Source organism: Brevirhabdus sp. (assembly GCF_052826345.1).
On record NZ_JBRBUA010000125.1, the window covers coordinates 1 to 25,361 of the forward strand.

Sequence of the window (25,361 nt, forward strand, 5' to 3'; positions counted from 1 at the left end):
AAAGCGGGCGATCTTGTCCTTGTCCATCGTCTGCGGGTTGGCGACGTAGATCAGCTCGTCATAGGCGGGCAGACCCTCTTCCTCGACGTAGAAACACTTGCCGGGTGTGCCTTCGATGTCCATCTGGTTGAGCTCGAAGTTGCGATAGGCCCCGATCACCGCGTCGACCTGCCCCGACATCAGCGCGGGCGAGAGCGACCAGTTGACGTTGACCATTTCGACATCGTCCATCGTCAGGTCGTAGGTCTTCAGGATGCTGCCGACGACGGCCTCTTCCACGCCGCCGACCGAAAAGCCGACCTTCTTGCCCTTGAGGTCTGCGGGGCTGGCGATCGGCCCGTCCTTGAGCGTCAGCAGGCAGTTCAGCGGGGTGGCGACCAGCGTGCCCACGCGTTTCAGGGGCAGGCCTTCGTGGATCTGCAAGTGCAGCTGCGGCTGGTAGGAAATCGCCAGATCGGCGCTGCCTGCCGCCACCATCTTGGGCGGGTCCGAGGGATCGGCGGGGGCGATGACCTCCACCTCCAAGCCGTTGTCGGCGAAATACCCCTTTTCCTGGGCCACTATGATCGGGCCGTGGTCGGGGTTGACGAACCAGTCCAGCATCAGGGTCATCTTGTCCTGGGCCATCGCGGGGGTGGCAAGCGCAAGCAGCGCGAGGGTGGAAAGCAGTTTCATGGCAGCCTTTCGGAAGGTTCGGGCGTGTCGCCCATTGCAACGAGGGTGATGGGACCGTCCCAGACGGCCTGCAGACGCCGCGCCGCCTGCCAGGATCGCAGGCCGGAACGGCAGCAAAGAACGGCGCGCCGGCCCGGGGCGGGGCGCGGACCGTGCGGGCCGAAATCGGCCACCGACAGGCGGTGGGCGTGGGGGGCGGCGGGCACGGGGGCCTCGGTGTGGTCGCGCAGCTCGACCGTGAAATCCTCGGGGCGGATGTCTTGCGGCGCGATGAAGCGCAGCGGCGGGTCCTCGGGTTCCGGCGCGCCGTCGAAGCGGAACCCGCCGAAGCGATAGCTGCGCAGCTCCAGCGTGACCATCTGGCCCAGCGGGCCGGGCGTCAGCCCCAGCAGCACCGCCAGCGCCATCTGCGCCTGGATCGCGCCGAGCGTGCCGACCACGGGGCCAAGTACCCCTGCGGTGGCGCAGGTGGCGGCGCGGTCGGGCAGGTCGGGAAAGATCGCGCGCAGGCTGGGCGCGCCGCCGCAGAAGCCGCCCGCATAGCCCTCGAACCCCAGGGCGGAGGCCGAGATCAGCGGCACCCCCGCGTCAAGGCAGTGATCCGACAGGATGTAGCTGGCGGCAAAACTGTCGGCGCAGTCGAGCACGACGGCCGCCCCTTCGCTCAAGGCGGCGACGTTGGCGGGGCTCAGCGCCTGCATCACCGGGCGCACCCGGCACGCCGAATTCAAGGCGCGCAGCGCCCGCGCGGCGGCTTCGACCTTGGGTCGGCCGACCTGGTCCTCACGGTAGAGCGTCTGGCGGTGCAGGTTGCTTTCCGAGACCACATCCGGGTCGACCAGCGTGATATGCCCCACACCGGCCCCCGCAAGCAGCGGCAGCGCAGGGCAGCCCAGGCCGCCCGCCCCCACGACCAGCACATGCGCCGCCCGCAGCCGGGCCTGCCCGGTCGCGCCGACCTCGGGCAGGATCTGCTGGCGGGCGTAGCGGGGGTCGGCGCCGCTCATGCGGGTGCCCTGGCACGGCCCGTCGCGGTCAGCCATTCGGCGACCCGGGCCTCGGGGTCGGGGTTGAGCGTGATGTCGGTCACGGCGGAAACCACATCCGCCCCGGCGGCAAAAGCCCCGCCCGCCCGTGCGACGTTCATCCCGCCGATGGCGATCAGCGGCACATCGCCGATCAGCCCTTTCCATTCGCCCAGCTTTTCCAACCCCTGTTGATGCCATTTCATCTTTTTCAGGATCGTCGGATAAATCGGCCCAAGCGCCACGTAATCCGGGGCGAGATCCAACGCGCGCGCGAGCTCCGCCCGGTCATGTGTGCTGACGCCCAGTTTCAGCCCCGCGTCGCGGATGGCGCCGGTGTCGGCGCCGTCCAGATCCTCTTGCCCCAGATGGACCCAGTCGCAGCCTTCGTCGATGGCGATGCGCCAATGATCGTTGACGACCAGCGTGCAGCCGTGACGCGTGCAAAGATCGCGCGCGGCGCGGATCTGCGCGCGCAGATCGCGGGCGGGCCGGTCCTTGAGGCGCAGCTGCACCAGACGGATGCCCAGCGGCACCAGCCGGTGCAGCCAGTCGACATGATCGAAGATCGGGTAAAACGGATCGAGGGGGCCAAATGCGGAGCCAGATGCGGAGGCAGATGTGGAAGCAGGGGTCATTCCAGGAAGGCCTTTCCGATGACGGGCGTTGACGGCGCGGCCATGTCGCGCGGCTCCATCGGGTCGGCCCGCGCCGCCAGCTTGCCCGCGCGGATTGCCTGGGCGAAGGCCTCCGCCATCGCGGCGGGATCGCCGGCGCGGGCGACGGCGGTGTTCAGCAGCACCGCGTCATAGCCCATTTCCATCGCCGCCGCCGCCTGGGACGGCAGGCCAAGCCCCGCGTCGATCACCAGCGGCACATCGGGAAAATGGGCGCGAAGCGACCGCAGGCCATAGGGATTGTTCAGCCCCAGACCGGAGCCGATCGGCGCGCCCCAGGGCATCAGAACCTCGCAGCCCGCGTCGAGCAGGCGATCTGCGACCACCAGATCCTCGGTGGTATAGGGAAACACCTGAAAGCCGTCCTGCGTCAGGATGCGCGCGGCCTCGAGCAGGCCGAAGACATCGGGTTGCAGGGTGTCTTCCTCTCCGATCACCTCCAGCTTGATCCAGGGGGTGCCGAACACCTCCCTGGCCATATGGGCGGTGGTCACGGCCTCCTTCACGCCGTGGCAGCCGGCGGTGTTGGGCAGGACCCGGACGCCCAGCTCCTTGATCAGTTCCCAGAAATCCTGTCCCGCACCGCCGCCGCTGCTTTCGCGGCGCAGCGACACGGTGGCGACCGCCGCGCCGCTGCGGGCAAAGGCCTCGGCCAGGACCGCGGGCGAGGGGTATTGCGCCGTGCCCAGCATCAGCCCGCCGGGCAGGGGGGTGCCGTAGAATTCGCGCATCCTCAGCCCCCCTGCATCGGGGCCAGAATCTCGACCCTGTCGCCGGGGGCCAGCGCCTGGGCGGCACGGGCGGCTGCGGGCACGAAAGCCCCGTTCAGCGCGGTGGCGACCACACGGGCGGTCGGGCCGCGATTGTCGACCAGCGCGGCCAGCGTCGGGGCGTCGGTCTCGACCGGCTCTCCGTTCAACGTGATCTTCATTGCATCACCTCGGGCTCTTTGTTGTCGCAGATATAGGCCGCCACCATGCGCGCCAGCGCCGGCGCCAGCAGAAAACCGTGCCGGTAGAGGCCGTTGACACGGATCACATCGCCCTGTCGCGAGATGCGCGGCAGGTTGTCGGGAAAGGCAGGGCGGCTGTCCACGCCGATCTCGATCACCTCGGCCTCGGCGAAAGCGGGGTGCAGGGCGTATCCGGCGCCCAGCAGTTCCAGCAGCGCGCGCGCCGAGACATGCGCCCCCGCGGCCGTCTCCAGCGTCGTGGCGCCCAGCATGAAGATGCCGTCGCCGCGCGGCACCACGTAAAGGGGGATACGCGGGTGCAGCAGCCGGACGGTGCGCGAAAGCGTGATCTCGGGGCAGCGCAGGATCAGCATCTCGCCCTTGACGCCACGCAGACCGGGCAGCGCGTCGCGCGCGGCATACCCCCGGCAATCGACAACCAGCGCATCGCGCGCCAGCGCGTCGGGGTCGGCATCCTGCCGAACGATCGGCACGTCGTCGCGCAGCAGCCCGTCGCGCAGCGTGGCCAGCGCCGCACGCGGGGCAAGGTGCCCCTCCTGCGCGAAGTGCAGCGCCTGCGAGAACCGCCCGGCGAGGTCGGGTTCCAGCCGGGCGATGGCCTCGGCGTCGATGGTGTCGTGATGCGTGGTGCGGCGCGCGAAGCGGCGCAGGTCGGCGCGATCGCGCTGCTGCGACAGCACCAGCGTGCCGCCGCGTGTCACCGCAATGCCGTGCCCGGCCCACCAATCGGCGGCATCCGCGCCCAGCCTGACCACGGGTTCCTCCGCGCTTTCGCCTTCGCAATGGGGGGCCAGCATTCCGCCCGCCCACCAGGAACAGGCCTGCGGGCCGGGCACTTCGGCACGGTCGAGCAGCCTCACCGCGAGACCGCGATCGCGCAGCGCGCGTGCCACGCAGAGCCCCGCCACACCCGCGCCGACGATGGTGACCGGTCTGCCCATATCACCCCCAGAGCGCGTGAAAGTGGTGCACCGGGCCATGTCCCGATCCGACGTGCAGCCGGTCGGCGGCGGCGATTGCGCCCTGCAAATAGCGGTGCGCGGCCGCCACGGCATCCCGAAGCGCCAGACCCTGCGCCAGGCCCGCAGCGACGGCGGCGGAATAGGTGCAGCCGGTGCCATGGGTGTTGGCCGTGGGCTGGCGCGGGGCCTCCAGCCGCAGCGGCGGGCTTTGTCCGTCCAGCAGGATATCGGTGCAGCGCGCCCCCTGCGCGTGGCCGCCTTTCAGCAGCACTGCGCGCGGGCCCAGATCCAGCAGCGCGCGCGCCTGATCCGGGGTTGCGTCATCCTGCTCGGCAGGCTGTTCCAGCAGCAGCGCGGCTTCCGGCAGGTTGGGCGTGATCAGCGTGGCCCGGGGGATCAGCAGGCGGCGCAGCGCGCCCACCGCATCGTGGCGCAGCAGCGGATCGCCGGATTTGGCCACCATCACCGGGTCCAGCACCACCGGCAGCGCGCAATGCGCCAGCGCATCGGCCACGGTCTCGATGACCGGGACGGAGGCCAGCATGCCGATCTTGATCGCGCGCACGTCCAGATCCTCAAGCACTGCCGCGATCTGGGCGCGGATGAGCTGGGGCGGAACTTCATGCACCGCCGTGACCGCTCGCGTGTTCTGCGCGGTGACGGCGGTGATGACGCTGGCCCCGTAGGTGCCCAGGGCGGAGAACGCCTTGAGGTCGGCCTGGATGCCGGCGCCTCCGCCGCTGTCCGAACCTGCGATGGTCAATACGATGGGCGGGGCGTCTTCCACGGCTACATCCTACGGCAATGGGCAGGACCCGGCTTGAAAGGAAGGAGGGTGGTGCGCGCGATGCGTCGCATGTCACGATCCGTTCCCTACGCCGGTATTGCCCGGATCAGGTTCGACGGGTCGGTGCGCTGCACCTCTCAGCCCCAATGGGGCCCCCCGACGGATAGGGCAGGAGTAGCGGATGAGCGGGATGAATGCAATGGCGGCCATGCGCGGCCAGCTTGCCGCCCCGGTGCGGGGCCGATGGCGATTTGCGACATGAGGGGGAATTGGTCGGACTGAGAGGATTCGAACCTCCGACCCCCTGCTCCCGAAGCAGGTGCGCTACCAGGCTGCGCTACAGTCCGACCGTGGGGTGCGACCTACTGCGTCGCGCGGCGTTTTGCAAGGCCCTCAGTGCGGGCGCCCGCGCGATCGCAGGAACATTCCCATGCGCGGCACGATGCCCATTTCATGCCGGGACCGCGTGCGCAGAACCGGCGTGTTGTCGGAGGTGCCGCGCCTGCTTTCGCGCAGCACGATGTAAAGCCCGCTGGCGATGATGATCGCGGCCCCCGCCCATGTCGTGGCATCGGGCGATTCGCCGAAGAACAGATAGCCGAACAGGGCCGCCCACAGGATCTGCGAATATTGCATCGGCGCCACGATGGCCGCATCGCCCGCCCGGTAGGCCGCGATCACGCAGAGCCCCGCCGCAAAGCCGAAACCCGCGATGATCCCCATGAGCCCCAGGTCGGCCAGCGGAACAGGTTTGTAGACGAAGGGCAGCACGGCGCCCATGATCACGAAATTCGCCATCATCGGGTAAAGCATCAGCACCGCGCTGCGTTCGTCCCGGCCGATCTTGCGCACGATGACGGAGGCCAGCGCGCTGCCGATCGCGGCGGTCAGCCCCGCCAGATGCCCGAGGCTGAGCGGAACCGACCCCGGCCGCAGCACGACCAGCACGCCGATCAGCCCCGCGATGACCGCCAGCCAGCGGTGCACGCCGACGCGTTCGCCCAGGATGGGGATCGCCAGCACGGTGATCAGCAGCGGCGCGGCAAAGAGGATCGTATAGGTCTGCGCCAGCGGCAGCACCGAAAAGGCATAGAAGGCCGACACGCCGGTGGTCGCCGTCGCCATCATGCGCAGCAGCATCCACCAGGGATGCACGGGGCGCAGCGTTCCGGCCGCAGTTTCGCGGATCAGCATCGCCGTGGCGAGGGGAAAGCTGAAGGTGACGCTGAAGAAGATGATCTGAAACGGGGCATAGCTGGCGCCCAGAATCTTCACCGCCACATCGTGGCTGGCAAAGATGGCAAACGCCAGCAGCGCGATCAGCGCCCCTTGCAGATTAGATCTGGCCGCGTCGATCACATCGTCCGTCCTGCCGCGTATGGGGCCCCGGCACCGCGTCGCACGGGGCCGGGGCGTGGTAGAGCGCGGCACCGATCCGCGCCGTGGGATGACGTCAGAGGCTGGCGTCAGAGGCTGGCGTCAAGCGCCGCCAGAATGGCATCGCCCATTTCGCGGGTGGTGGCGGGGGTGCCATCGGTCGCCTGCATCAGATCGGCCGTGCGGACACCGTCGGCCAGCACCTTTTCCACCGCGCGTTCCAGACGCGTGGCCTCGTCGCCCTGATCGAAGGAATAGCGCAGCGCCATCGCAAAGCTCAGCACGCAGGCCGAGGGGTTGGCCTTGCCCTGACCCGCGATATCGGGCGCCGAGCCGTGCACCGGCTCATATAGCGCTTTGGGCCGACCCGCCTCCGACGGCGCCCCGAGCGAGGCCGAAGGCAGCATCCCGAGCGATCCGGTCAGCATCGCGGCCGCATCCGACAGCAGATCGCCGAACAGGTTGTCGGTGACGATCACGTCGAACTGCTTGGGGGCGCGGACCAGTTGCATAGCACCGGCGTCGGCGTACATGTGGGTCAGCTCGACCTCGGGATATTCGTTGTCGTGGACCCACTGAACCTCTTCGCGCCAGAGGATGCCCGATTCCATCACATTGGCCTTCTCCATGGAGCAGACCTTGTTGTTGCGGCGCTTGGCCAGCTCGAAGGCGGAACGCGCGACGCGGCGGATCTCGTTCGTGGTGTAGCGCTGCGTGTTGACGCCCACGCGGCCGCCCTCGTTGTCCGCCTGAATGCCGCGCGGCTCACCGAAATAGATGCCGCTGGTCAGTTCGCGCACGATCATGATGTCGAGCCCGGCCACGATGTCGCGCTTGAGCGAGGAGAAATCGGCCAGCGCATCGAAGCACTGCGCCGGGCGGAGGTTGGCGTAGAGGTCCATTTCCTTGCGCAGGCGCAGCAGGCCACGCTCCGGCTTGACGCTGAAATCGAGCGTGTCGTATTTCGGCCCGCCCACGGCGCCCAGCAAGACCGCATCGGCCGCCTGCGCCTTGGCCATCGTGGCGTCGGTCAGCGGCGTGCCGGTCGCGTCGTAGGCCGCGCCGCCGACCAGGTCTTCCTCCACGTCGAAGCGCAGGTCGCGCTTGTCGCCGAACCATGCGATGATCCGCTTCACCTCATCCATGACCTCTGGTCCGATACCGTCCCCGGCAAGTATCAAAAGGGTCGGGTTGCTCATGCTGTCCTCCTGGAATAGTTGGATCGGGCGTAGCTTCATCTTGGGGGGGGGTCAAGTTTCGCACTCCGCTTGCCCCGCAGCTGCGCCGCCCCCGCCATTTGGAACGGCTTTGTGCAGGAGCGCGTTGGCACAGCGCAATTCACCGAAAGGACCGTGACCTTGATTATGCCCGCAACCAAGACGCCTGCGCTGAAACTGAACACGCTGGATCATGATGTATTCGATCTGGACAAACCCGAGGGAAAACAGGGAACGCTGCTGGTGTTCTATCGCGGCAAGCACTGCCCGATCTGCACCAAGCAGCTGTCGGAGCTTGACGCGCGGCTCGACGATTTCGCCGCGCTTGGCGTCGACGTGGTGGCGATCAGCTGCGATGACGAGGCACGCGCCGAAAAGATGAAGCAGAACGGCAATATCGAGCGTTTGAAGATCGCCCATTCACTGAGCTTGCCCGCTGCACGTTTCGACTGGGGGCTGTTCATTTCCTCGGCCCGGGAAGGCAGCGAGGAACCGGCGCTGTTTTCCGAGCCGGGCATGTTCCTCGTCACGCCGGAACGCGACCTCTATTTCAGCTGGATCCAAAGCGCCCCCTTCGCCCGCCCGCCTGTGGACGATCTGCTGATGGCCATCCGCTTCAAGAATGAAAAGAACTATCCGCCGCGCGGTCAATACGACGGCGCGCTGGACAAGGAGGCCTGAGCGGGCGTTCGTCGTCTGGCGAAACCCCGGCCCTAATCGCCGCTTGACGTCGCCGCACCCTCGCCGGGGCCCGACCCGGCCCGGGGGCCGTTGAGCCGCGTCGGCGGCCGGATCACCCTGCGCGACCGGGGGGCGCTGGCACAGCGTGGCAGCCTGGGCGGCCCCCCTCCGGTTGGGCCGCCATTCCGAACGGCGCGTGCCGGTTGAGGCGCCATTCCGCATCGCATCGTTGATCGTGCCGGGGCCGCGATCTGGCGCGCGCTCGCCGGTGGCCGGTGCGCGGGCGCGGCTTTTGTCGCGGCGGGCATCCGGTGCGGCGACTGATTTTGAAACGCGGTGCGGTCGGATCTTGCGCGCCGTCGACGCAACGGCCCGGGGCGGAGGTTGCGCCCTCGGCGCGGCTTTGCCCTAGGGCGGCGGTCGCTCTTGGCTGTCGCCTGCGGGAGGCGGCCATTCGATATCGACCCAGACCAGACGATGGGTGGAGGCCAATCCGACCCGTTTCGCCGAGACCGTACCGAAGCCGTCATCGGGCGCAGGCCAGACAACGCCCGCCCCTGCCACCTTCAGGCCAGCGGACGGCAATACGTAGTCGACGCGCAGGTTCCCGGGGCCGGGATTGTCCGGCCAGTCGGCCGTGTCGAGGGCGGGCGGGCCGCGTTGCTTGGGAGCGGAGCCTTCGGCCGCACCCGCCGCCGCGCCGCCGGCACTTGCGGGACGGGGATCGTTCAGGGCGGGATGGGCCAGCAGGTCGCGCATGACGCGATGCCGCCCCTCGCCATCGACGGGGTCGAGATTCGCCCCGCCAAGCAGGATGAAATTTGGCGGCGCCGGGCCGTAGGACCCGTTCAGGAACGCCGTCCAGAAACGCGTTTCATCGGCGTTGCGCAGCCCGTTGCGATCTTCCGGCCCGTCGAAGACCGGCGGCGTGGCGTAATAGGCGAGGACGGGCAGCGCGCCTGCGGGCGTCATCACCGGCACCACCCAATGCGCCGTGCTGGACAGCCGTTGAAGCGCGAGGGCACGCGCGTCGGGAAAGGCGCCGCCGCCGGGATGCGCCGGCAGTGTCGCACCGGGCAGCTCGGCCCATAGCAGCGAGGCGAAGTCGCGCGTGTCCGTCCCGATGGGGAAACGGGAAAGGAGCGTCATCGCACCGGCCCCGCGAAACGCACCGTAGCCCTGCGCATCGCGCGGCCCGCCCGTACGGCCGTCGCCATCCATGTCGTGCCCGGTGGGCAGGCCCGCGTTCTGCGCGGGCGCGAAGGCATGGGGCAGATCGTGCCCGGCGTGTTTCAGCAGGGCCTGCACGGCCCGGGCGGTGTGGCCCTGCGGATCGCTGTCGATGCCCGTCAGCAGCAATACGTCCGGCGCGGCCTCGGCGATGATCGCGATGACGGCGCCGATCTGCGGATCGGCGTGTTTCGGATCATTCTGGCGCAGCAGATCGCGCAACAGCAGCCCCGGTCCCCGCCGCGACAACTGCACGTTGAAGATCGCGAAGCGTAGCGTTTCGGACGCGACGGCGCCCGCCAGCGCCAGCCAGATCAGGCCGGCAGCAACCCCTCGTCGGCAGCGCCGCTGTGCCGCTCGGCGCGGCGCTGTTGCATGACCTTCCGCGCGATGCGGCGCATGGCGATGGCGCGCATCGCGAAACATGTCGGAAGAAAGGCCCATAGCGCGACGATCCACAAGGTGGTCTGCGGCGACAGCAGCGCCATCGGATCGAGCAGCGCCAGACTGGAATGCCCCAGCAACGGCAGCAATATTGGCACCGCAATCGCCAACGCGAAGTTAACGGCGGCGGATCTGTTCAGGCGGCGTACCAGATCGCTGCCCGCGGTGGGATCGAATGTCGGCAGGTTGACCCAAAGGTTGAATGCGTGATCGCGCGTGGGCCAGCCGTTGGCGCGCATGATCATCGCCAGCGCCGCAAGCACGAAACCGGACACGTAGATCGACAGGCCGACACTGGCCAGCAGCAGCGGGCGCACCTCGGGCGGGGCGTTTTCGGGCACGATGTTGACCAGCGCGCGCACCGGGCTGTACGGAAAATCCAGCAGATTGCCGACCAGCGAGCCCAGCGAGTGCAGCAGCTGCACCGAGACGGTGTTGTCCCAGGGCGCGCGATACGCGATGGAGGACAGCAAAAGCATCGCGAAAAGCGCGACATAGCGCAGCCGGTTGAACGGCGCCGCGTCGCGGAAGTCGATCAGGCCGGGCGAGGGGGCCGCATATTCCGCGGCGGTGAATACCGCTGCAAACAAGCCCAGCAACACCACCATCAGCCGGGTGTCCGTCGATTCGCCTGGAACCAGAAGTGACGGGGTCACGACCAGAATGAGCACCAGGAATGCACGTATGAGCGCGCCTGTCATGCGATTAACCACTGCTTTACCCTCGATCCCGAGCGAACAAGGTACGATGCCGTGTTCTTGTCCCGAAATGAGTCTCCGCCTTTTAAACGGAATGCCTCTTTTGTGTCTTATTTCTGCCTTCATTAAGGGTGCGTGGCAACCCCTTGGTATTGGCTGAGGTTTCTCACCCCGGATTCGCCGCGACGCTGTTTCCCGTTTGCATCACACCGGGCCGCGGCAGAAAAAAGGTCCGGCAGCGGGGCTGTCGGACCTGGCGGGGCGTGCGCGCATGATGCGCCCGGAGGCTCGGGCGCGCGGTGAAAGGGTCACACCCAGGGGCGTTGGGCGTCGGCGGCGGCCTCGAAACGGTCGATGGCGGCGGCCTTTTCCATGGTCAAGCCAATGTCATCCAGACCGTTCATCAGGCAGTGCTTCTTGAAGGGGTCGATCTCGAAGCGGAAGGTGTCGCCGTCTGAGGTCGTGACGGACTGCGCGTCCAGATCGACGCTCATCCTTGCATTGGCGCCCTTTTCGGCGTCCTGCATCAGCAGGTCGATCTGCTCTTGCGGCAGGGCGATCGGCAGGATGCCGTTCTTGAAGCAGTTGTTGTAGAAGATGTCGGCGAAGCTGGGCGCGATCACGCAGCGGATGCCGAAGTCGAGCAGCGCCCAGGGCGCGTGTTCGCGCGACGAGCCGCAGCCGAAGTTGTCGCCGGCGATCAGGATCTGCGCCTCGCGGTAGGCGGGCTTGTTCAGCACGAAGTCGGGAATTTCCTTGCCGTCGTCGTCATAGCGCATCTCGTCGAACAGGTTCTTGCCCAGCCCGGTGCGCGCGATGGTCTTCAGGAACTGCTTGGGGATGATCATGTCGGTATCGACGTTGATCTGGCGCATCGGCGCGGCGACCCCGGTGAGGGTGGTGAATTTTTCCATGGTCTCGAAATCCTTTGCCCCGGCTCGGCCGGACAGGGGGGGAAGGGGCGGCGCGGGCCGCCCCGCGGCCTCAGTTCATCACCTCGCGCACATCGGTCAGATGGCCGGTGATCGCCGCCGCCGCGGCCATCTGCGGGCTGAGCAGATGGGTGCGGCCGCCGCGGCCCTGCCGGCCCTCGAAGTTGCGGTTCGACGTGGCGGCGCAGCGCTCGCCCGGCGACAGCTGGTCGGGGTTCATCGCGAGGCACATGGAACAGCCGGCAAGGCGCCATTCGAAGCCGGCTTCCTTGAAGATGTCGGCCAGACCCTCTTCCTCCGCCTGGGCACGCACCAGCCCGGAACCCGGCACCACCATGGCGCGCAGGCCGTCCTTGACCTTCTTGCCCTTCAGCACCGCGGCGGCGGCGCGCAGATCCTCGATCCGGCCGTTGGTGCACGATCCGATGAAGACCGTATCGATCTTGATCTCGCTGAGCGGCATTCCGGGGGTCAGGCCCATGTAGTCGAGCGAGCGGCGCACCGCGTCGGCCTTGCCGCCGGGAAAATCCTCGGGCGCGGGGACGCGGCCGGTGATCGGCAGCACGTCCTCGGGCGAGGTGCCCCAGGTCACCAGCGGGGCGATGTCCTCGCCGCGGATGGTGATGACCTTGTCCCAATGCGCGTCCTCGTCGGATTTCAGCGTCTTCCACCAGTCGAGCGCGGCTTCCCACTGCACGCCCTTGGGCGCATGGGGGCGGCCCTTGACGTAGTCGAACGTCGTCTGGTCCGGCGCGATCAGACCGGCGCGCGCGCCGCCCTCGATCGCCATGTTGCAGACCGTCATCCGGCCTTCCATCGACAGCGCGCGGATCGCCTCGCCGCAGTATTCGATGACGTAGCCGGTGCCGCCGGCGGTGCCGGTGCGGCCGATCACGGCAAGGGTGATGTCCTTGGCGGTCACGCCGGGCGCCAACTGGCCGGTGATCTCGACCTTCATGTTCTTCGATTTCTTCTGGATCAGCGTCTGGGTGGCGAGCACGTGTTCCACCTCCGACGTGCCGATGCCATGCGCCAGCGCCCCGAAGGCGCCGTGGGTGGCGGTGTGGCTGTCGCCGCAAACCACGGTCATGCCGGGCAGGGTCCAGCCCTGTTCGGGGCCGACGATATGCACGATGCCCTGGCGCACGTCATTGACCGGATAGTAGTGGATGCCGAATTCGCGTGCATTGGTGTCGAGCGCCTCGACCTGGATGCGGCTTTCGGGGTTGTCGATGCCCTTTTCGCGGCCCGGCGTGGTGGGCACGTTGTGATCGGGCACGGCGATGGTCTTTTCGGGGGCACGGACCTTGCGGCCGGTCAGGCGCAGCCCCTCGAAAGCCTGGGGGCTGGTGACCTCATGCACCAGATGCCTGTCGATGTAGAGCAGGGTGGTGCCGTCCTCGTCGGTATGGACGGCGTGGGCGTCCCAGATCTTGTCGTAGAGTGTGGAGGCGGTCATTCGGGGATACTCCCGTAGCGGATTGGCGATGAGGGTGGGGCCGCGCCCGGAGAACCGGAGAGAAATCCCGGGATCACGAACCGGCGCGGACGGCGCGCGGGTTCAAAGACCGGCGAGGGCGGTCCGTGCCAGACCGTGAAAACGCCAGGGCAGGCGCGAGCGGTCGTCCATGTCGAAAAACTGAGTCACATGTCGCAGATACAGCTTTCCCGCGCGCATAACAAGATGGCGCGAAGGGCGCGCGCGCGGGATGCCTCCGGCGGGGATATTTGCGCGACAATGATCGCGGCAAGATCGGGAGGGCGCGCCGTGCTGGGTGGGGGCGGCACGGCGCGCGGGGGTGGCCCGGGTCGGGGTCAGATACGAAGGGCGATCAGGGCGCCTTGGCGACTTCGCCGTCGAGGATGAAGCGGCGGGCCTCGCCTTCGGCCGGCTTGATGATGAGCGAGCCGACGCCGCGCATGTCCTTGAACTGCCCGGTGCCGCGCACCAGTTCCCAGACGCCGTTGTCGTGCAGCGCGGGCTTGCCGTCGCCGGCCATGAAGATGGCGCGCACCGACCAGCGCAGCACGGCGACATCGCCATTGGCGGTGGTCAGCTGCAGATAGCCGCGCGGGTCGCCGTCCATCGGCGGGCGGATGTCGTGCCAGCCGAATTCGGTCACCTCGGCATCGGCGAAGATGCCTTCGCCCTTGGCGGTACCTTCGCGGCGCACGGCCAGCACGAAGGCCTTGGAGCCGTCGGCGAATTCGAATTTCATCTGTTCCTTGGGCGACATGACCGCCTCGACCGAGACGGGCGCCGCGAAGGCGGGGGCCGTGGCGGTCAGCGTGGCGAAGAGGGCTGCGGTGACTAGCTGGCGCATTGGGGGGTATCCTTTCATATCCGTTAACTTCAGGAGGTAGGGCCGGGGCGCCTGCCGTCGCGTCACGACGGCTCACGGTTGCGTAGGGTGGAAGCGCGGCGCGTCCTGCGCCATTCTGGGGCCTGTCGGGCTTATGACTGGCTTTGACGGGGTCCCACTCTTTGACGGGTTTCCACTGGGGCCATTGCGCGATCGGATCGGCCGGTGCGGCAATAAGGAAAAGCGGCGGGGCGGATGACTGCTGAAAACTTCACGGAAATGCTGTCGCGGCTGATTTCGCAGGGCGTCATTTTTGCCGAAAGCCTGCTGCTGCCGTGGCGGTTGTACCAACTGGGCATCGTGCTCGCGATTTTTCTGGCGGCGCATCTGCTGCGCATGGCGATCGCGCCGCGCATCTATGCATGGATGAAATCGCGCAGCGGCTGGCCGATGTGGCGCATGCGCTTCATGCTGATGCTGCATCGCCGTATCCGTCTGATCGCCTTCGTCGCCCTCGCCTGGGGGGTGGCCTGGTTCATGCGCGGCGCCACATGGCCCTCGCGCAGCTATCTGGTGGTGCTGGTTGCGACCATCGCCACCGCCTGGCTGATCGTGGGCTATCTCGCGCGGCTGATCCGCAATCCTGTGCTGCGCCGGATCGCCAGCTGGGGCGCCTGGATCTATGTCACGCTTTACTATCTGAACCTGGAGGAGGAGGTCGGCGCCTTTCTGGACCGCATCGCCTTCGAGGTGGGGGATTTTCGCCTTTCGGCGCTGACGCTGGTCAAGGCGGTGGTGGTCACGGCCAGCCTGCTGGCGGTGGCGCGGCTGCTGTCCACGACCACCTCGGCACGTATCCAGCGCAACGAGAATATCTCTCCCTCCATGCGGGTGCTGTCGGTCAAGGTCTTGCAGATCGTGCTTTACAGCGCGGCCTTTTTCATCGGGCTCAAGGCGGTGGGCTTCGATCTGACGGGGCTTGCGGTGCTGTCGGGGGCGATCGGCGTCGGCCTGGGCTTTGGCTTGCAGAAAGTGGTGTCGAACCTGGTGTCGGGCGTGATCATCCTGCTCGACAAATCCATCAAGCCCGGCGATGTGATCAGCCTGGGCGAGACCTTCGGCTGGATCAACGCGCTGGGCGCGCGCTATGTCTCGATCACCACGCGCGACGGCAAGGAATATCTGATCCCCAACGAGGATCTGATCACCACGCAGGTGGTCACCTGGTCCCATTCCAACGATTTCGTGCGGCTGGATCTGTATTTCGGCACGGCCTACGGCGACGATCCGCATCAGGTGCGCAAGGCCGCGATCGCGGCGGCGAAGACGGTCGATCGCGTGCTGGGCGTGCGCCCGCCCGTGTGCCATATCGTGGGCTTTGGCGACAGTTCGATCGACTATATCCTGCGCTTCTGGATTCGCGATCCCACGGCCGGGCTGACCAATGTGCGCGGCGATGTCTATCTGGCGCTTTGGGACGCGTTTCTCGAGCTCGGCGTTTCCATCCCGTTCCCCCAGCGCGAGGTGCGCCTGCTGGGCGATGCGCCGCCCGCGCGCGAAGACGGCGGCGATGCCGGAAAAACCTCACGATCCGAGGATGAAACCCCCCGTTTCCGGCCAGGGGGCGGCGCGCCGGATTGAGCCGCACCAGGGCCCTGCGCGGCGGCACGCGCCCTGCGGGCGGGCGCAATCCGCCGATTGACGCCAGCCGATCCTTGACACATTGAGATTCGCGCCCGGCGATGTTATCTATGGCCCATGCCCAGCGCCGAGGCTTTTCGGTGCGCCGCCCAGGAGGACGAAGTCCTGTCTCGACATGCCGATTTGGCTGCCATGACGGCCATTCAAGATCAGGAGGCCGCCGCGCCCCTGCCCGATCCCAGCAGCGAAGCGTTGCTGAAACTCGTTCTGGGCTCGCTCGAAGACGACAAGGCCGAGGATGTGGTCTCCATAGATCTGCGCGGAAAGACCGAAATTGCGGATTACATGGTCGTCGCGTCGGGCCGGTCCACGCGACAGGTTTCCGCCATCGCGCAGAATCTGGTGGACCGTCTGAAAGAGAATGCGAGCCGCGCCAGCAAGGTCGAGGGCAAGGACGCGGGCGATTGGGTGCTGATCGACAGCGGCGATGTCATCGTCCATGTCTTTCGCCCCGAGGTGCGCGATTTCTATCAGATCGAAAAGATGTGGCTGCCCGCAGGGGCGCAGAACGGCTGAATGCGGCTCAAGATCTGTGCTGTCGGGCGGCTGCGTGCCGGACCCGAGGCCGAGTTGATCGGCGATTACCTCAAGCGGTTCGAGCGCAGCGGGCGCGCGCTGGGACTGGGCCCGGTCGAGGTGGCGGAGGTCGAGGACCGCAAAGGCGGCGGCATGGCCGCCGAGGCGCGACTGCTCGAACGGCAGGTGCCCGCCGGCGCCGCGATCTGTACCTTGGATGAGCGCGGCGCGCGCATGAGCTCCCCGGAATTCGCGGAGAAACTGGCGGCGCTGCGCGATCAGGGCCGGGCCGAGCTGGTGTTTGTCATCGGCGGCGCGGACGGCATCGACCCGGATTTTCGCGGCCGCGCGGATTTCAGCCTGTCGCTGGGGCGGATGGTCTGGCCGCACATGCTGGCGCGGGTGATGCTGTCGGAGCAGATCTATCGCGCGGTGACCATCCTGGCGGGCAGCCCCTATCACCGGGCCTGACGCGCGCCCGGCCGATCCTTGCGCGTGCGAAGGTTGCGTCGGGTGGGGCGGCTGCTTACAACCGGCACCAATCCGGTCACGACCGAAGCCAGGGATTTATCGTCGATGAGCACTCAACGTCCTGTCGTTCTTTGCATTCTGGATGGCTGGGGCCTGAGCGACCGGACAGAAGCCAACGCCCCCGCGCTCGCCCGAACGCCTGCCTTCGATGCGATCATGGCGCAGGGGCCCTCGGCGACGCTGGTGACCTATGGGCCCGACGTGGGCCTTCCCGAAGGGCAGATGGGCAATTCGGAGGTCGGGCATTCCAATATCGGCGCCGGGCGCGTCGTGTTCATGGATCTCGGCCTGATCGACCATGCCATCGCGGACGGCAGTTTCCGCGACAACGCGCAGTTGCAGGTCTTCATCAAATCGCTTCGGGACAGCGGCGGGACCGCGCATCTGATCGGTGTCGCCTCGGACGGCGGCGTGCACGGGCATCTCGACCATATCGTGGCGGCGGCCAGGATCATCTGCGCCGCGGGCGTGCCGGTCGCGGTCCATGCGATCACCGATGGCCGCGACGTCGCCCCGCGGTCCGCCGACCGCTTCGTGCCCGACCTGATCGATCGTCTGCCCGAGCAGGCAAGGGTGGTGACGGTCACCGGGCGCTACTACGCGATGGACCGGGACAATCGCTGGGACCGGGTGCAGGCCGCCTATGGCGCCATCGTGGGCGGCGAGGGGCAGGCGGCGCAAACGCCGCAGCAGGCGGTGGACGATGCCTACGCGGCCGATCAGTCCGATGAATTCATCGCGCCGCGCGTCATCGGCGATTACGCGGGCTTCGCCGGGGGCGACGGGGTGTTCTGCCTGAATTTCCGCGCCGACCGCGCCCGCGAACTGCTATCGGCGATGGCCGATCCGGCGTTCGACGGGTTCGACCGCGGCCCGGCACCTGCATTGGCGGCACGTCTGGGCATGACGAAATATTCCGACGCGCATAATGCCTGGTACAGGACGGTTTTTCCCAAGCGCGACATCGTCAACACGCTGCCCGCATGGGTGTCGCAAAAGGGGCTGCGCCAGTTCCACCTGGCCGAGACCGAGAAATATCCCCATGTGACCTTTTTCCTGGCCGGCGGCAAGGAGGCGCCCGAACCCGGCGAGGAGCGCAGGATGCCCCACAGCCCCAAGGTCGCGACCTATGATCTGCAACCCGAGATGTCGGCGGCGGCGGTCACTGACTACCTGGTCGAGGCGATCGAGGCGCGCTACGATCTGATCGTGGTGAATTACGCGAACCCCGACATGGTCGGGCACACCGGCGATCTGAAGGCGGCGATCCGGGCCTGCGAAGCGGTCGACATGGGCCTGTCGCGCGCGCTGGACGCGCTGGAAAAGGTGGGCGGCGCAATGATCGTGACGGCCGATCACGGCAATTGCGAGATCATGGTCGACCCCGAAACCGGGCAGCCGCATACCTCCCACACGCTCAGCCCGGTGCCGGTGATCCTGGTGGGCGGTGCCGAGGGCGCGCGCCTGCGCGACGGACGGCTGGCGGATCTGGCGCCGACGGTATTGCAGCTGATGGGGCTGGAGCAGCCGCCCGAGATGACCGGCCGGTCGCTTATCGAATGAAACTGCTGGGTCATATCCTCGCGATCGGCTTGTTGATCGGGTCGGGTCCGGGCAGCGCCGCGCGCGCCGATGACGACCCGTCGCTTACTGCGCAGCGCGCCGCGCAGATGCTGGCGCGGGCGGGCACGGCACTGAGCCAGGCGGAGGGCGCGCGCGACAGGGTGCGCGCATTGACGCAGACCGTGCGCGCCTATGAGGAGGGGCTGCTGGCCCTGCGCGACGGGCTGCGCAAGGCCGCCATCCGCGAGCGCACGCTCAACCTTCAGCTGGAGGCGCGGCGCGAACGCATCGGGCGCCTGCTGGGCACCTTGCAGACCATCGAACGCGCGCCCGCGCCCTTGCTGATGCTGCATCCGACCGGGCCGGTCGGCACGGCGCGTTCGGCCATGATCGTGGCGCAGATCACGCCCGCGCTTCAGGCGGAGGCCGATACGCTGAAAGCCCAGCTCGATGAGATCGCGGTGCTGCGGGTCCTGCAGCAAAGCGCGGCCGAGACGCTGACGGCAGGGCTCGACGGCGCGCAGCAGGCCCGTGTCGCCCTGTCGCGCGCGATCGCGGACCGCACCGACCTGCCGCGCCGGTTCGAGGCCGACCCGGCGACGCTGTCACGGCTGATCACCAGCAGCGACACGCTGGACAGCTTTGCCAACGGCCTGTCGACACTCACCGATCAGACCGCCGAAAGCGCTGCGTTTTCCTCGGCGCGCGGGTCTTTGCCGCTGCCGGTCGAGGGCACGCTGCTGCGCGGTTTCGACGAAGCCGATGCCGCCGGGGTGCGGCGGCCCGGCATCGTGCTGGCCGCCCCGGCACGTGCGCTGGTGAGCACGCCCTGGCCCGCCACCATCCGATACCTCGGGCCGTTGCTCGACTACGGGAATGTGATCATCCTTGAACCTGGCGCGGGGTATCTGATGGTGCTTGCCGGGTTGGCGGAGGTTTATGGTGCCGTCGGAGAGATTCTGCCCGCCGGCACCCCCGTCGGGCTGATGGGAGGCGCGGCGCCCGATACCGGCGCATTTCTGAGCAGTGTCCGCGAAGGAGGTGGCGTTAGCCGACGGGAAACGCTTTATATCGAAATCAGACAGGCAAAAACACCGATGGACCCGGCTGAGTGGTTCGAGCTGACAAAGGAATAGGACGGGATGAGGAAATACGTGATGGCCGCCGTGGGCGGCACCCTGGCCGGAATCATCGTCACCACGCAGGTGGCGGGGCCACTGATCGCTCAGGAAGCGAAAAGCAGCACCAACGTCTATGAGCAGCTGGACCTGTTCGGTGACATCTTCGAGCGCATCCGCTCGCAATATGTCGAGCCGGTTGACGAGAAAAAGCTGATCGAAGCCGCGATCAACGGCATGTTGACCTCGCTCGATCCGCATTCCAGCTATCTGCCGCCGGCCGATTTCGGCGACATGCAGGTGCAGACCCGCGGCGAATTCGGCGGGCTGGGCATCGAGGTCACGCAGGAGGAGGGCTTCGTGAAGGTCGTCTCTCCGATCGACGGCACGCCTGCCGCCGAAGCAGGCGTCGAGGCCGGCGATTTCATCACCCATGTGGATGGCGAAAGCGTGCTGGGGCTGACCCTGGATGAGGCGGTGACGATGATGCGCGGGCCCGTGGGCTCGGAAATCGTGATCACGGTGGTGCGCAAGGACACGCCCGAGCCCTTCGATCTGACCATCGTGCGCGACACGATCAAGCTGACGGCGGTCAAGGCGCGGCTGGAAGGCAATACGGCCGTTCTGCGGGTGACCACCTTCAACGACCAGACCTACGACAACCTGCAATCCGGCCTGGCGGACGTGCTGGCCGAAGCGGGCGGCATCGATCAGATCAACGGCGTCGTGGTCGATCTGCGCAACAACCCCGGCGGTCTGCTGACGCAGGCGATCCGGGTCTCGGATGCCTTCCTCGAAAGCGGCGAGATCGTCTCGACCCGCGGGCGCAACGCGCAGGACAGCGACCGGGTGAACGCAACGCCCGGCGATCTGGCCGAGGGCAAGCCGATGGTGGTGCTGATCAACGGCGGTTCGGCCTCGGCGTCGGAAATCGTGGCCGGCGCCTTGCAGGATCACCGCCGGGCCATCGTCGTGGGCACCAAATCCTTCGGCAAGGGCTCGGTCCAGACGATCATGCCGTTGCGCGGCGACGCGGCGATGCGCCTGACCACGGCGCGCTACTACACGCCCTCGGGCCGGTCGATCCAGGCGCTTGGCGTCTCGCCCGATATCGTGGTGGAACAGCCGCGCCCCGACCCGCAGGACGAGGCCGACAAGGCCAAGGAGGACAGCAGCAGCACCCGTCCGCCCAGCCGGTCCGAGGCCGATCTGCGCGGATCGCTCACCAATGACAGCATGACCGAGGATGAGCGCCGCCAGCTGCAAAAAGAGCAGGAACAGGCGGCCGAAGCCGCACGTCGCCGCAAGGAGGATTACCAGATGGCCTATGCCATCGACATCCTCAAGGGGCTGACCGCCTTCGCACCGGACGACAAGCCGGTCGACAAGGTCACCGAGAAGGCGACCGACAAGCCGGCCAAGAACTAGGGCCTGACACCCTCGCGGGCCACCATCGGGCGGCCCGCTTCCATTGTGGGGGACGAACGCATGGCGTTGGAAAACTATGATCATCTGCCTTACCGCACATGCGTGGGCGTGGTGATGATCGATGGCTACGGACGCATCTTTGCCGGAGAGCGGATCGACACGCCGGCGGCATGGCAGATGCCGCAGGGCGGGGTCGATGCGGGCGAGGACCCGGCCGCCGCCGCCCTGCGCGAACTGCGCGAGGAAACCGGCGTCTCCGGCGATCTGGTGGAACCCATCGACGAGCTGGACGAATGGCTGACCTATGACCTGCCTGCCGAGCTGGTGCCGCACGTCTGGAACGGGCGGTTCCGGGGGCAGCGGCAGCGCTGGTTCATGCACCGCTTCAGCGGCACGGACGAGCAGATCAACATCGCGACGCAGCCGCCCGAGTTCCAGCAGTGGCGCTGGATGGAAAGCGCGGAGCTGATCGAGGCCATCGTGCCGTTCAAGCGCGATATCTATCGGCGTGTGCTGAAGGAGTTTTCCTGGGCGCTCGCCTGAGGCGCCTCAGCGTCCGGTCAGGGAAAAGACCACGCCGACAGTGGAGATGAGCACCCTCATGTCGCCGCGAAAGCTGAGCGTGCGGACGTAGTCACGATCCAGCTCCGCGCGTTCGGCAAAGCCGCCGGAATTGCGCGCTCCGACCTGCCAGGGCCCGGTGATGCCCGGCCGCACGCGGTAATAGGCCCGCCCCCCCGACAGGTCGTAGAGATCCTGTTGCTCGGGCAGAAAGGGGCGGGGGCCGACGAAGCTCATGTCGCCCAGCAGAACATTCCAGATCTGCGGAAGCTCGTCGAGGCTTGTCGCGCGCAGGAAACGCCCCACGACGGTGACGCGCGGATCGTCGTGCAGCTTCTGGTAAAGCTGCCATTCATGCGCCCGCGCGGGGTCCGATCGGCAGATCCGGGCCAGATCTTGCGCGGCGTCGGGGATCATGCTCCGCAATTTCCAGCATCTGAAGCTGCGCCCGTCCCTGCCGATCCGCGGCTGGTGAAAGAATCCGGTCCCGCCGTCGCACCGCACCATCAGCCAGAGCAAGGCAATGATCGGGGCAAGAAAGGGCAGCAGCGCCAGCGCGAATGTGACGTCGAACACCCGTTTCGCACGGTTGGCATAAAACCCGGCGCTCCAGTTCAGGGGGGGGCGGGCGGCAGCAACGAGGGAGATGTCGTGTTTCATGGCGGTCCTTCGGTCCGGCACGGACAAGGGGCGCAAGTCGCGATCGCTCACCGCAACTCGCCTTGGATTTATCTTGAATTGGAAACTTTAATTTTCGGTTGCCGTGGGCTCAGCGATTTACCCAGTCGCGCAACCAGGCATCCGGCAGGCGGCTGGTGTGATAGGCGACGCTGCGCAGCCGCAATGGGGCACGCGCCCCGCCGCCGAGGTGGTTTCCCCCCAGGTTCAGAAGGTTGGCCTGAATAGCCGCCCACTCCGGCCCTTCGCCCGTTGTCAATGTCTGCCCGGTGACAGCGATGCTGGCAGATGTGCCGCTGCCTGCGACGGCCAGCCTGAAGGCGCCCGAAATGTCATAGGTTCGGGCGATGATCGCGCCCCCCTGGCTTATCTGCACCGCCAGCCGCCCATCCGCGCCGCGCCGAAACGCGACGATTCGCGTCGCCGTGTCGCTGCCGAGGCCAAAGACATGCTCTGTCCCGCCGTTCCAATCGGCCTCGGCCACATCGAACAGAAAGCTGCTTTCGGCCGGGTTGAGAACCGGCGCCAGATCGATCGCGGCGCGATCCTCGGCGCGTTGCGCGGCGGCACCGCTGCGCGGAATGTGGCTCGACAGGGCCGGGCCCGGCTGAACGTCACCGGCCTGGATCCAGAACGCCGCCGCGCGGGTCGTGGTCCAGCTGCCGCGCAGCATGATCTGCAGGCTCGCCGCGTCCCCCGCGCCGTCGCGCCAAACGGCAATCCGCTGCATGCCCTCGTTCAGATCGAACCGCTGGCGGGCGTTGCCGGTGCTGTCGCTGACACGCAGCATGATGTCGCTGCCCGCGCTCACGGGGGCCACATGGACCGCGCCCACCCGCGCGTCGGCAACGCCGGTCGTCGCGCCCTGAAGGATTGCGTAATCCGCCGTGGTGGACCCCGCCCCGTGATCCAGCCGCACCAGATCGGGCAGCGTCCCGGCGATGACGCCATAGCTCAGAGGATAGGTCTGCACCTCATTGAACTGCTGATCGGAGGCAGCGATCGCGCTTTGGTGGAAATAGCCGTCGTGCATCACGTTGAGCTTGCCGTCGCGGATGAACAGACCTTCGCAGGCGGTGGCCTGTTCCATCCGGTAGCGTTTCAGCAGCGTGTCATCCGCCAGATCCAGCGCCGACAGGATACCGGGTTGCCCGTTGCCGCCGCCGGTCAGCCAAAGCCAGTCGCGATCCGCGTCGTGGTGAATATGGTCGATATTGATGTCGAAGACGATGCTGCGCAGCAATGTCCCATCCAGCGCATAAAGAAAAAGCGACCCGCCCACCGAAACCCAGAGCGCATCGCGCCTGCGGTCCATGGCCAGTCCATTCGCCCCGCTGAGCGCGAACAGCAACGTCTCATCCTCGCCGGTCTTCGTCATCTGATAGACACCGGGGCCCGCCGCGGCCCCCGTGGCGTAGAAGAGCCTGTCCCCCGCCGCTGCGACGCCCTGCGGTGCAAGGCTGATCGCGCGCTCGGTCATGCTGCCCTCCGAAATGCAGACAATGGAGGGGGCGGCCCCCGTGCCCTGTCCGGGCTGCGCATAGCCCAGGTTCCCGATCCACAGAGCGCCGTCGAAATCCGCCCCGGTGCAGGTGAACCCCTTGCCGGGCGCCGATCCGCCCGCGCCATCCGGCAATACGCTGCGGCTGAGCGCAGGCAACAGGTTGATCTCGGGCGCGACCCCGGTACCGCCGGAGAGCGCAAACCATTGCGACAGATCGGAAGAATGCTCCAGCAAGTTTGACCGCGCCCCCTCAAGCAGCAAGGCGCCGCGCCCGGAGGATCGCGCGATCCGGGCCTGCCCGGCCTCGACATTATGTATGAGCCCGCTTGAGCCCACGGCCGTCCCGCCGGAGCCACGCGAAAAACTGCCAAAGCGATCAAAAAACGTTTGCGTCGTAACGGCGCTGTCATTGCCGCGCCGGAACCGCCCGTTCTCGAAATCCGCGATCATTGCGGCCTGCACGGGTCTGCCTGCCCGCCCGAGTTCATTCGTCGAAAAACCTGTGCCAAACACCTGTCGATCCCCTCTGTGGTCAAAGCGCGACGAAATCGGGGATCTGAACTAACAGGCGCTTAACGCAGCGCCCGCCCGAAGCGACAGAACCATGCGATAGGCGTAGGCGAGCGACGCCAGATTCTGAACGGTCAAGCCCAGGGCCAACGCCGCGACATACCCCCAATCGCCCAGATAAGAGGGAAGGGTCGCCAGGGCGACAACCTCGACAACGAATGCCAGCAGGCAGGCTTTGACGAGGCAACCCGCGTGGCCCGTCATGGTCAACACCACGTTAGACGAGCCGGTCAGCACATTGAGCAGGGCAACCCCGGTCAGAACCCGCAGGTATCCCGCGCCGACCGGAAACTCCGGCCCGAACAGGGAGAGAACCTGCGGCGCGAATGCAAAAAGCAGCGCCGCAAAGGGCAAAGCACAAAGCGAAGTAACGTGCGCAAACCGCCAGTAGGCCTCGCGCAGCTCAGCCAGCTTCCGCTCGGCAAAAAGACGCGACGCGAGCGGGGCGAGGAAGAAATTGGCCAGTATAATGAAAATGCCCACGAGGTTAATGATGCGCTGAGACACGGAAAATGCCGCAAAGGCCTGGCCGCTCATCACCGCGAAGAAAAGGATCTGGGGCAAGGCGTTGTTGGCCGTGACAAGCAGGTTCACCAGCCAAAGCCGAACCACCTGCGAAACCTCGGCGCGCGGCAGGCATGGCCCGAACGGCCGCAAAGCGCATAGCCTCGGCAGAGACATATTGTACAGCAAGATTCCGGCACATAGCGCTAGAAAACCCGCCGTAAATACGACCGCATTGGCATAGTTCGTCGATTCCGCGTGCGGATCAAGGACGGCCGACACAAGAAAGATCGAAGTGATAAGCGCGAGAGAAGGCAGCATGTTCAAAACGAACATGGCGCGCATCGCATCGCCGTTTCCTTGCAGCATTGAGCCAATCAGACCGGTCGCAGGAAACAGCAGGCACAAGGACGCAATTACCGGCAACCATCGCGGCGCATCGACGATAAGTGGCGAAGCAAGCGTGATGACAACGGAAGACAGCATTCCCGCGACCAGGAAGGACCGGAATGTTCTTCGGGCGCTGTCGGTATGATCTCTCTTGCGTTTGGCCGCCTCGCGCAATGCATAGGGTCAGGACCCATTGATTTCGGGCGGACTGCGTGATTCACCGTTCAGAAATCGAGCGGTGAACATGTCTGATCTCTTCTGGCTGACAGATGCGCAGATGGCGCGTCTTGAGCCCTATTTCCCGAAGTCCCACGGC

The 25,361-nt window shown here is 66.9% G+C and carries 25 protein-coding genes, 1 tRNA gene and 1 riboswitch; of the genes, 8 read left to right on the top strand and 18 right to left on the bottom strand.

Features of this window, described 5'->3' with window-relative positions; genetic code table 11:
* The 10 genes from ACU0BR_RS14570 to leuB all read right to left on the bottom strand — a co-directional run.
* The coding region (locus ACU0BR_RS14570; protein ID WP_446157557.1) for an ABC transporter substrate-binding protein at positions 1–675 on the bottom strand (675 nt) is incomplete at its 3' end.
* The gene (locus ACU0BR_RS14575) at positions 672–1,682 is read right to left on the bottom strand and encodes a ThiF family adenylyltransferase (RefSeq protein ID WP_446157558.1); all 1,011 of its coding nucleotides are present in this window, start codon (positions 1,680–1,682) and stop codon (positions 672–674) included. The genes ACU0BR_RS14570 and ACU0BR_RS14575, both read right to left, overlap by 4 nt.
* Entirely contained in the window at positions 1,679–2,338 is a 660-nt protein-coding gene (locus tag ACU0BR_RS14580; RefSeq protein ID WP_446157559.1) for a thiamine phosphate synthase, read from the bottom strand. Before ACU0BR_RS14580 ends, ACU0BR_RS14575 begins: the two co-directional genes overlap by 4 nt.
* A complete protein-coding gene (locus ACU0BR_RS14585; protein ID WP_446157560.1) occupies positions 2,335–3,108 on the bottom strand; it encodes a thiazole synthase in 774 nt (257 codons plus the stop codon). Before ACU0BR_RS14585 ends, ACU0BR_RS14580 begins: the two co-directional genes overlap by 4 nt.
* 2 nt (positions 3,109–3,110) lie before the next feature.
* Complete coding sequence (gene thiS, locus ACU0BR_RS14590) at positions 3,111–3,308, bottom strand: sulfur carrier protein ThiS (protein WP_446157561.1); 198 nt, start codon at positions 3,306–3,308, stop codon at positions 3,111–3,113.
* Positions 3,305–4,291 (bottom strand): FAD-dependent oxidoreductase, encoded by a 987-nt coding sequence (locus ACU0BR_RS14595; protein WP_446157562.1) that lies wholly within the window; start codon positions 4,289–4,291, stop codon positions 3,305–3,307. The genes thiS and ACU0BR_RS14595 overlap by 4 nt, the downstream gene beginning before the upstream one ends.
* Position 4,292: 1 nt before the next feature.
* The gene (gene thiD, locus ACU0BR_RS14600; protein WP_446157563.1) at positions 4,293–5,099 is read right to left on the bottom strand and encodes a bifunctional hydroxymethylpyrimidine kinase/phosphomethylpyrimidine kinase; all 807 of its coding nucleotides are present in this window, start codon (positions 5,097–5,099) and stop codon (positions 4,293–4,295) included.
* 66 nt (positions 5,100–5,165) lie between these two features.
* Positions 5,166–5,268: riboswitch (TPP riboswitch) on the bottom strand.
* Positions 5,269–5,369: 101 nt separating this feature from the next.
* A tRNA-Pro gene (locus ACU0BR_RS14605) sits at positions 5,370–5,446 on the bottom strand.
* Between the two features lie 46 nt (positions 5,447–5,492).
* Positions 5,493–6,455 carry a DMT family transporter gene (locus tag ACU0BR_RS14610; protein WP_446157579.1) on the bottom strand — a complete coding sequence of 321 codons (963 nt, stop codon included), beginning with the start codon at positions 6,453–6,455 and terminating at the stop codon, positions 5,493–5,495.
* A gap of 110 nt (positions 6,456–6,565) precedes the next feature.
* Positions 6,566–7,675, bottom strand: a complete 1,110-nt coding sequence (leuB, locus tag ACU0BR_RS14615; protein ID WP_446157564.1) for a 3-isopropylmalate dehydrogenase — start codon at positions 7,673–7,675, stop codon at positions 6,566–6,568.
* A gap of 165 nt (positions 7,676–7,840) precedes the next feature.
* Between leuB and ACU0BR_RS14620 the strand changes: the two genes are divergently transcribed.
* Positions 7,841–8,374 (top strand): peroxiredoxin-like family protein, encoded by a 534-nt coding sequence (locus tag ACU0BR_RS14620; protein ID WP_446157580.1) that lies wholly within the window; start codon positions 7,841–7,843, stop codon positions 8,372–8,374.
* A 408-nt stretch (positions 8,375–8,782) separates the two neighbouring features.
* Here the strand turns inward: ACU0BR_RS14620 and ACU0BR_RS14625 are convergent, their stop codons facing one another.
* From ACU0BR_RS14625 to ACU0BR_RS14645, 5 genes are all read right to left on the bottom strand, one after another.
* Positions 8,783–10,030, bottom strand: a complete 1,248-nt coding sequence (locus ACU0BR_RS14625; RefSeq protein WP_446157581.1) for an endonuclease/exonuclease/phosphatase family protein — start codon at positions 10,028–10,030, stop codon at positions 8,783–8,785.
* Complete coding sequence (locus tag ACU0BR_RS14630; RefSeq protein WP_446157565.1) at positions 9,919–10,749, bottom strand: hypothetical protein; 831 nt, start codon at positions 10,747–10,749, stop codon at positions 9,919–9,921. The genes ACU0BR_RS14625 and ACU0BR_RS14630 overlap by 112 nt, the downstream gene beginning before the upstream one ends.
* A gap of 305 nt (positions 10,750–11,054) precedes the next feature.
* Positions 11,055–11,660 (bottom strand): 3-isopropylmalate dehydratase small subunit, encoded by a 606-nt coding sequence (leuD, locus tag ACU0BR_RS14635; protein ID WP_446157566.1) that lies wholly within the window; start codon positions 11,658–11,660, stop codon positions 11,055–11,057.
* A gap of 70 nt (positions 11,661–11,730) precedes the next feature.
* Positions 11,731–13,137 (bottom strand): 3-isopropylmalate dehydratase large subunit, encoded by a 1,407-nt coding sequence (gene leuC, locus ACU0BR_RS14640; protein WP_446157567.1) that lies wholly within the window; start codon positions 13,135–13,137, stop codon positions 11,731–11,733.
* 373 nt (positions 13,138–13,510) lie between these two features.
* A complete protein-coding gene (locus ACU0BR_RS14645; protein ID WP_446157568.1) occupies positions 13,511–14,002 on the bottom strand; it encodes a hypothetical protein in 492 nt (163 codons plus the stop codon).
* Positions 14,003–14,236: 234 nt separating this feature from the next.
* On the opposite strand from ACU0BR_RS14645, the gene ACU0BR_RS14650 reads away from it, so the two are divergent.
* The 7 genes from ACU0BR_RS14650 to ACU0BR_RS14680 all read left to right on the top strand — a co-directional run bounded on the left by ACU0BR_RS14650 (position 14,237) and on the right by ACU0BR_RS14680 (position 21,381).
* Positions 14,237–15,622, top strand: coding sequence for a mechanosensitive ion channel family protein (locus ACU0BR_RS14650; RefSeq protein WP_446157569.1), 1,386 nt, complete (start codon positions 14,237–14,239; stop codon positions 15,620–15,622).
* A gap of 192 nt (positions 15,623–15,814) precedes the next feature.
* Positions 15,815–16,198, top strand: a complete 384-nt coding sequence (gene rsfS, locus ACU0BR_RS14655; protein ID WP_446157570.1) for a ribosome silencing factor — start codon at positions 15,815–15,817, stop codon at positions 16,196–16,198.
* Positions 16,199–16,669: a 23S rRNA (pseudouridine(1915)-N(3))-methyltransferase RlmH gene (gene rlmH / locus ACU0BR_RS14660; protein ID WP_446157571.1), complete on the top strand. Its 471-nt coding sequence runs from the start codon at positions 16,199–16,201 to the stop codon at positions 16,667–16,669.
* A 105-nt stretch (positions 16,670–16,774) separates the two neighbouring features.
* Positions 16,775–18,292, top strand: a complete 1,518-nt coding sequence (gene gpmI, locus ACU0BR_RS14665; protein WP_446157572.1) for a 2,3-bisphosphoglycerate-independent phosphoglycerate mutase — start codon at positions 16,775–16,777, stop codon at positions 18,290–18,292.
* Positions 18,289–19,428 carry a murein hydrolase activator EnvC family protein gene (locus tag ACU0BR_RS14670; RefSeq protein ID WP_446157573.1) on the top strand — a complete coding sequence of 380 codons (1,140 nt, stop codon included), beginning with the start codon at positions 18,289–18,291 and terminating at the stop codon, positions 19,426–19,428. Before gpmI ends, ACU0BR_RS14670 begins: the two co-directional genes overlap by 4 nt.
* A gap of 6 nt (positions 19,429–19,434) precedes the next feature.
* The gene (locus ACU0BR_RS14675) at positions 19,435–20,838 is read left to right on the top strand and encodes a S41 family peptidase (protein WP_446157574.1); all 1,404 of its coding nucleotides are present in this window, start codon (positions 19,435–19,437) and stop codon (positions 20,836–20,838) included.
* Between the two features lie 60 nt (positions 20,839–20,898).
* Positions 20,899–21,381: an RNA pyrophosphohydrolase gene (locus ACU0BR_RS14680; RefSeq protein WP_446157575.1), complete on the top strand. Its 483-nt coding sequence runs from the start codon at positions 20,899–20,901 to the stop codon at positions 21,379–21,381.
* 6 nt (positions 21,382–21,387) lie between these two features.
* Here ACU0BR_RS14680 and ACU0BR_RS14685 read toward each other — a convergent pair whose 3' ends face one another.
* The 3 genes from ACU0BR_RS14685 to ACU0BR_RS14695 all read right to left on the bottom strand — a co-directional run bounded on the left by ACU0BR_RS14685 (position 21,388) and on the right by ACU0BR_RS14695 (position 25,141).
* Entirely contained in the window at positions 21,388–22,059 is a 672-nt protein-coding gene (locus tag ACU0BR_RS14685; protein WP_446157576.1) for a sugar transferase, read from the bottom strand.
* Between the two features lie 109 nt (positions 22,060–22,168).
* On the bottom strand, positions 22,169–23,815 hold the full coding sequence (locus ACU0BR_RS14690; protein ID WP_446157577.1) for a hypothetical protein: 1,647 nt from the start codon (positions 23,813–23,815) through the stop codon (positions 22,169–22,171).
* 327 nt (positions 23,816–24,142) lie between these two features.
* Positions 24,143–25,141, bottom strand: a complete 999-nt coding sequence (locus tag ACU0BR_RS14695; RefSeq protein ID WP_446157578.1) for a lipopolysaccharide biosynthesis protein — start codon at positions 25,139–25,141, stop codon at positions 24,143–24,145.
* Positions 25,142–25,361 lie beyond the last annotated feature (220 nt).